This is a genomic window from Mesorhizobium sp. WSM4807, from assembly GCF_055811615.1.
The window spans coordinates 1-6671 of the sequence record NZ_JBVVQY010000072.1 but is presented as its reverse complement, the minus strand read 5'-3'; the positions used below and the strand labels follow the sequence as shown (position 1 = coordinate 6671).

The 6671-nt window shown below is 59.4% G+C and carries 4 protein-coding genes and 4 pseudogenes; all 8 read right to left on the bottom strand.

Going from position 1 to position 6671, the window contains the following annotated elements:
• On the bottom strand, positions 1–308 hold a 308-nt coding region (locus AC0L3N_RS33400), incomplete at its 3' end, for a Glu/Leu/Phe/Val dehydrogenase dimerization domain-containing protein (RefSeq protein ID WP_473551913.1).
• A gap of 279 nt (positions 309–587) precedes the next feature.
• Positions 588–1145, bottom strand: a pseudogene (locus AC0L3N_RS33395) (CoA transferase subunit A); the annotation flags it as partial.
• 308 nt (positions 1146–1453) lie between these two features.
• A pseudogene (locus tag AC0L3N_RS33390) lies at positions 1454–2208 on the bottom strand (aminotransferase class III-fold pyridoxal phosphate-dependent enzyme); the annotation flags it as partial.
• A gap of 12 nt (positions 2209–2220) precedes the next feature.
• Positions 2221–3166, bottom strand: a protein-coding gene (locus tag AC0L3N_RS33385) for an IS630 family transposase (RefSeq protein ID WP_473551910.1) whose coding sequence is annotated in 2 segments (ribosomal slippage) — positions 2221–2826 and positions 2828–3166 — 945 coding nt in all. Because the reading frame shifts where the segments join, the coding sequence is not laid out codon by codon here.
• Between the two features lie 83 nt (positions 3167–3249).
• A pseudogene (locus AC0L3N_RS33380) lies at positions 3250–3901 on the bottom strand (aminotransferase class III-fold pyridoxal phosphate-dependent enzyme); the annotation flags it as partial.
• 12 nt (positions 3902–3913) lie between these two features.
• Positions 3914–4366: an aldehyde dehydrogenase family protein gene (locus AC0L3N_RS33375; RefSeq protein ID WP_473551908.1), complete on the bottom strand. Its 453-nt coding sequence runs from the start codon at positions 4364–4366 to the stop codon at positions 3914–3916.
• Between the two features lie 55 nt (positions 4367–4421).
• Positions 4422–5308: pseudogene (locus AC0L3N_RS33370) on the bottom strand (aldehyde dehydrogenase family protein); the annotation flags it as partial.
• Between the two features lie 186 nt (positions 5309–5494).
• A complete protein-coding gene (locus tag AC0L3N_RS33365; protein WP_473551905.1) occupies positions 5495–6244 on the bottom strand; it encodes a M24 family metallopeptidase in 750 nt (249 codons plus the stop codon).
• Positions 6245–6671: the final 427 nt, after the last annotated feature.

The following is a 6671-nucleotide window of genomic DNA, read 5'->3' as shown; positions in this document are numbered from 1 at the left end:
CCGAAAGGCATATCGACCAGCGAACATTTGAGCGTCATCAGGGCCGCGAGCGCCTCCACCTCCTCGGCATCGGCGTCTGGCGTAAAGCGGATGCCGCCTTTGACCGGCTCGCAATGCTCGCTGTGCACTGAGCGCCAGCCGACAAAGCTGTACATGCGGCCGCGCAGCCTGACCCCGAAACGCACCGTATAGGTCGAGTTGCACTGAACGATCCGCTCGGCAAGCCCCTCAGGCAGGTCGAGGAAGGATATCGCATGACGGAAGTTCTTGTCGACGCTCTGCAAAAAACTAGTGGGGGAGGCTAGCATCGCTCACCTCCGGAGGCCGTGCTGCCCGCCGCGGCGCCGAGGCCAACGGGTGACGGGGTCTGGGCGATCACCGCTCGATGTTCATCGCCAAGCCCGCACGAAGCTCGCAAGCTGTCTTTGCACACAGTCCATATCTCCTTTTGGACGCTCTAGGGAGTTGCAGGTCAGATTTCGACAAGCGAGGTGGAACCTCACCGATCGGCCGTCTCAGTTCAGCCCTTCCACGCACATGGCGACGCCCATGCCGCCGCCGATGCACAGCGTGGCGAGGCCCTTCTTGGCACTTCTGCGGCGCATCTCGTAAACCAGCGTGTTGAAGATGCGGGCACCTGAGGCGCCGATCGGATGGCCGATGGCGAGGGCGCCGCCGTTGACGTTGACGATGGACGGATCCCACCCATGTCCTTGTTGACGGCGCAGGCCTGGGCGGCGAAGGCCTCGTTGGCCTCGACCAGGTCGAGATCGCCGACCGACCAGCCGGCCTTGGCCAGCGCCTTGCGCGAGGCGGGAATAGGCGCGCGCAGCTAGCGTCCCCTGATGGCTGAATTCGAGCTCGAGTTCGCCGCTTAGGTATTGGCGCATGAACTCGGCGTTCTCGCCGACATAGGACGAAATCATCTTCTTGATATGCTTCGTCTTCAGCAGCAGGCCGAGCCCAAAATCGTCGACGCCACAATTGTTCGAGGCGATCGTCAGCTCCTTGGTGCCTCCGCCCCGGATCGCACCGATCAAAAGCTCGGGGATGCCGCAAAGGCCAAATCCGCCCGTTGCAATCAACATCCTGTCGAACAACAGACCTTCCAACGCAGAGCCGGCGTCCCCATAGACTTTGTTCATGTAGCTCCCCGATAGTAACCGGCACTCGTGCGATTCGTCCCGACGGATGCGGCAGCGCGACACACATTGCTTCCAGTGCCCAACCGAAATCCGTCTCGCTTCGACCCATGCCTGACAAAATTCTAGACCGGATGAGCCTCAGCGCGCGAGCAGCAAGAGTTATGGAAGCGACAGAAGATTTATGGTTAGCGTCTCTGCAGCGATCGATCTGTGGACAGAGGTTTACTTGCCTCCTGGTCTGCTTCAGAAAGCTCTTATCATGTCGAAAATGGCCACAGTGGATCTGCACTCTGGCCATTCCAGCACATTCAGATTTTCTGACTCTCGCGGACGAGCTCATCCATAACGAAACGGATGGCGCTTTCGGCAATTGCAACGATTTCTTCGACCTCGGTCTTCGTTGCTACGAGCGGCGGGGCAAAGCCCAGAATGTCGCCGTGCGGCATAGCGCGAGCGATAAGGCCACGGTCGCGGGCCGCCTTCGAAATTCGCGCACCAACTTTGAGCGTCGGATCAAAACGCTTCCGATTGTGGCGGTCGGCGACGAACTCGATTGCGCCCATAAGCCCAACCCCGCGCACTTCACCGACGATCGGCCAACTGAGCGAATTTTTCGTCAGATGCGCCTGGAAAAACGCGCCGACGTCACGCGCATTGCCAGGGAGGTCTTCCTTTTCGACAATGTCGAGAACCGCGTTGGCCGCGGCGGCTCCGATCGGATGACCTGAGTAGGTGTAGCCATCCGAGAATGCGCCAACCCTGCCAGCGCCGTCTTCCAACACCTTATAGACCTTCTCGCCTACGATCGCGCCGGAGAGCGGGAAGTAGGCTGATGTACGACCCTTCGCGACCGTAATAAGGTCTGGTTCGATGCCATAATGCTGCGAGCCGAACATGGAACCCGTTCGGCCAAAGCCGGTGATCACTTCATCAACGATGAGGAGTACGTCGTGCTTTTTCAGAACGGCCTGGATCGCCTCCCAATACCTTTCCGGCGGAGGCGTGATGCCCCTGTGCCGAGCACCGGCTCACCAATGAAGGCGCCGACATTGTCCGGGCCTAGAGCCTTTCGCATTTAGGTTGACTTGTAGCCTGCGTTTTCAATGTAGTTTCGGCATTCCAGTGGGGTGACGGCATTCAGGGTTGCGGCGATGGCGTTGTGAACGGCCTCGACGCTTCGCCTGGCGGCGCGACGCATGAAGTGCTTGAGCTTGGCGAACAGCTGCTCGATCGGATTGAGATCGGGGCTGTAGGGCGGCAGGAAGAACAGCCGCGCGCCGGCGGCCCTGACGATGCCGCGCACGGCAGCGCTCTTGTGGGAGCCGAGATTGTCGAGCACGACGATGTCGCCCGGCTTCAAGGTTTTGATGAGTTGCGTTTCGACATAGAGGCGGAAGGCCTCGCCGTTGATGGGCCCATTGAGCACCCAGGGTGCATCAACGCGATCATGTCGCAGCGCGGCGATGAAGGTCATCGTCTTCCAATGGCCATATGGCGCGTGGGCGACAAGCCGCTTGCCGCGCGCGCCCCAGCCACGTAGCGGCGCCATGTTGGTCTTGACCCAGGTCTCGTCGATGAAGACCAGGCGTGTTGGATCAATGCGGGTCTGATAGCGGGTCCATTGCGCGCACCGGCGCGCCAGCTTCGGCCTGAGCTGCTCGGCCGGCAGAACGGTTTTTTTTGAAGCTCCTGCCCTCGCGATGCAGGAAGCGGTCGACGCTCGCAGGATGGACATGGAGGCCGCGCTCGGCCAGTGCTGCCGTCAGTTGATGAAGCGTCGCGTTCGGATCGCGCTCGACTTCGCCCAGCACGAACAGCCGATGCGCGCCGCCGATCAGATACGGCCTGTGGTCGCCCATCTTGCCGGGCGCCGCGCTGCCCAGGCGGCGCTTGCGCGCCGCCCACTTGATCACACTCGAAACCGCCACCTTAAGCGCCGCAGCCACCTGGTAGCTCGTCTCGCCCGCCTCAAGCCGGGCCATCGCCCGCTCTCGCAGATCCATGGAATAAGATTTCGTCATCTCCCGACCTCCACACGGTCGAGACATCGAATCTGATTTGCTCCAACTTGGGAATCCAGATTCGGTCAAAAGGCGAAGCGCTCTAGACGTTCGATTAGGTGATCGAGTTCGGCGGCTCGTCGCGCGGAAAATTCGCGTTCGGTCTCGCCAGGGTGTGCGCCCCAGTAATGATGCGGAACACCGGTGTGAACGACCTGCGACAGCGGCAGGTCTATATGGTCGTGATAAAAGCTCATGCCCGTCATTGAACCAGAGACGACAGAGCAACCGTGATACCCACGCTCACGCGAGATGATCTTTTTCTTGTTCGGCTTGCCGCGCAGATTGTTATAATACCAGACGAGCTTAGCCTGAGTCTCGTTGGCATCCGAGCCGGACATGCCGTGGAAAGCCTTGCTCATTTTTGCCAGGCGCCGTCCTTACGAGGCGATCGGAGAGGATTGCGAGTTCGTCCGTCGTATCAGCAGCGTAGGAATGGTAGTAAGCAGGACGATAGGCCTGGCGCGAAATCGCTTCAGCGACTTCGGCACGGCCGTAGCCGACATTCACGCAATAAAGGCCGGCGAACCCGTCGATTAGCTGGTTGCCATGCGCGTCCTGGATGCGAATACCCTTGCCTGTCTCGACGATGGTTGGTTCACCAAGCTTGCCGGTCGCGAAATCCTTGAGCTGCGTAAAAGGATGCAGGACCGAATTACGGTCCTTTTCGCTAGTTTCCTTAATGTTGATGGTGATCGAAGCTTTCTCTCAGGATGCGATATTTCCGATGCAGACGTATTTGGGTTCGAGATACTCGGCGAGACCATGCCTTGAGCCCTCGCGACCGAGCCCAGACTGCTTCCACCCTCCGAAGGGCATCGGCGCGCCCGTGAATTTCGGAGTGTTGACCGCAAGCATGCCGTATTCCAGCCGATCAGTGAGCCGCATAGCGCGGTTGAGATCACGGGTATAGACATAGGTTGCGAGGCCCTTCTCGGAATTGTTGGCGCGCAAAAGCACCTCCTTTTCGTCATCGAAGGGCAGGATTGCCGCGACGGGGCCGAAGGTTTCCTCCCTGGCAATAAGCATGTCGTCGGTGACGTCGGCGAGGACCGTCGGTGTCACGAAGTTGCCGCTTAGCGGACTGTCCTGACCGCCAAAGACGACGCGAGCTCCGGCCGAAACCGCCTGAGAAATCTGCTGGCGACACTTTTTCGGCAACAGATGGCCGCGTCATCGGGCCTATATCCGTGCCCTCTTCGAGACCATGACCGACCTTGAGCTTTGCTGTTGCCTTGGCGAATTCCTCGACGAAGTGGTCATAGATGCCGCGCTGGACGTAAATTCGATTTGCGGCGAGGCAATCTTGGCCTGACGTTGCGAACTTCGCACTGACGCAGCCGGCAACTGCTGCATCCAATGGAGCGTCTTCGAAAAGCAGGAACGGCGCGTGGCCTCCCAATTCCATCGAAGCCTTCTTGATCGTCGTCGCGGACTGGGCGAGCAGGATACGAGCCACCTCCGTGGAGCCGGTGAACGAGAAAGCGCGAACCTCGGTATGCTCTAGCAGTCGCTTTGCAAGCGGCGGGGCCTCCCCAGTGATTACCTGGAGGACTCCGGCGGGCATGCCCGCTTGCTCAGCGAGGCGAGCGAGCGCCAGCGCCGAGAGTGGCGTTTCAGGAGCGGGCTTGACGATCATCGTACAGCCGGCTGCGAACGCAGCTCCTGCCTTTCGGGTGATCATCGCCGAGGGGAAATTCCAAGGCGTGATGGCGACGGTCACACCAATCGCTGCATGTGTACGGACAATTGGCTTCCGGCCAAATGACTGGGAACCGTTTCGCCGCAGGCCCGCTCACCTTCCGAAGCAAACCAGTCGACAAAACTGGCGCCGTACAAGATTTCTCCCCTTGCTTCAGCAAGGGGCTTGCCCTGCTCCGCCGTGATGATGACTGCCAGATCGTCCGTATTTGCCCGGATGGCAGCAGACCATGTACGCAAAATGCCACCACGCTCGAAAGGGAGCATGTCGCGCCAGACCGTGAATGCATCCTGAGCCGCGCTGACGGCACGGTCTACGTCGCTCTCGTCGCAAGCGGCAACGGCGAGAAGTTCCTCACCCGTTGCTGGGTCAACGACCTTGAGCGTGCGGTTCTTTTCCATCCACCCACCACCAACAAACGCGCGGCGCTCGAGGAGGTCTGAGCATCTGAGCTTATTAAGTGCCGATGCGGCGGTGCCATTCATATGTGACTCCTAGGTAGACCAGTTCCGCTTGTGTGTTCGGGTTCGTCAGCGCCAGAAAGAACGAAATGACCAGTCGCGCCGCTCAATCTTTCTGGACTACATCTAGATCTCAAAAATTCTGCGGGGCGCTGTCGTCAGGACCTCGGCGCCGGATGTCGTGACACGAAACGTCTCGCTGATGACGTATCCGAAATCTTCGTCGATCCAGTTGCCCAGCATCAGGTGGAAGGTCATATTCGGCTTCAACTCCGTCATATCGCCATCCCTCAGGCTCGCGGTGGGCTCGGTCCAGCCGATGCCGTGGGCGTAACCGCAGCGCGACTCCTTCTTGAGGCCCTCCCTCTCGATCGTCCGATAGAACGCGTTGGCCACATCACTACAGGTAGCTCCTGGCCGGACCGTCTCAAGAGCAGCTTCGAGGCCGGCGAGTTGGATCTCATGGACACCACGCAGGCGATCCGAAGGTGCGCCGATCGAGTACGTGCGCATGAGCCCGGCACAATAGCCATGGCGCGATCCGCCGATTTCAAGATTGACCTGAGATCCGTCTCGAAAGACGTCTTCGCTCCACGAAATATGGGACGTTCCAGTCCGCGGTGAGGAACACAAGCTGATTCCCGCCATCCCCGTTCCGGGTTTTCCGTTTGCACCGCGTATCAAGGTTGCTGCGATTTCGGCAGTGGCGTCTGCTTCCCGCACCCCGGGACGTATTGCCTCTGCGGCGCGCAGGATCGCCGCGTCTGAAATCGCGGCGGCCTCACGCATAACCTCGATTTCGAGATCAGACTTGATGAGACGGATCCAGGCGACCGCATTGGTGCAATCCACGATCCTTGCATCCAACAGCCGCATGCTGAATTTTTCCGCCGATTGCGCCGACGTACCGCTGCTGTTAACCACAAATCTGCTGTAAGCTCTTCTACGACAATCCGATATGAGAGCCATGCGCGGCAACGGGTACTTGCGGCTACAGCGCTCGACTTGAGTGTGTCGCAGCAGGCAATCACCGGACTGTGTCCTCTTGCCATGCGACCACCCTAAATTGGCCACGAGTTGCCTGATTGACAACGCCTGGCCTGTTATGATGACTAGCTTGTCGTTATGCATAAATCTTGCGCTGACACCCGGATTGCCAAGCTTTTGCTGGGCTGGCAGCGAACTGGATGTCGGAGACAAATGTCATCTACTTGGCATGGGCCGAAGCGATAGTGTCCTGAAGGTTCTGCAAAAAGCTCTGGAGAGAGAACAGCCCTTACTCTGAGGCGAGGGGCGGCCATGG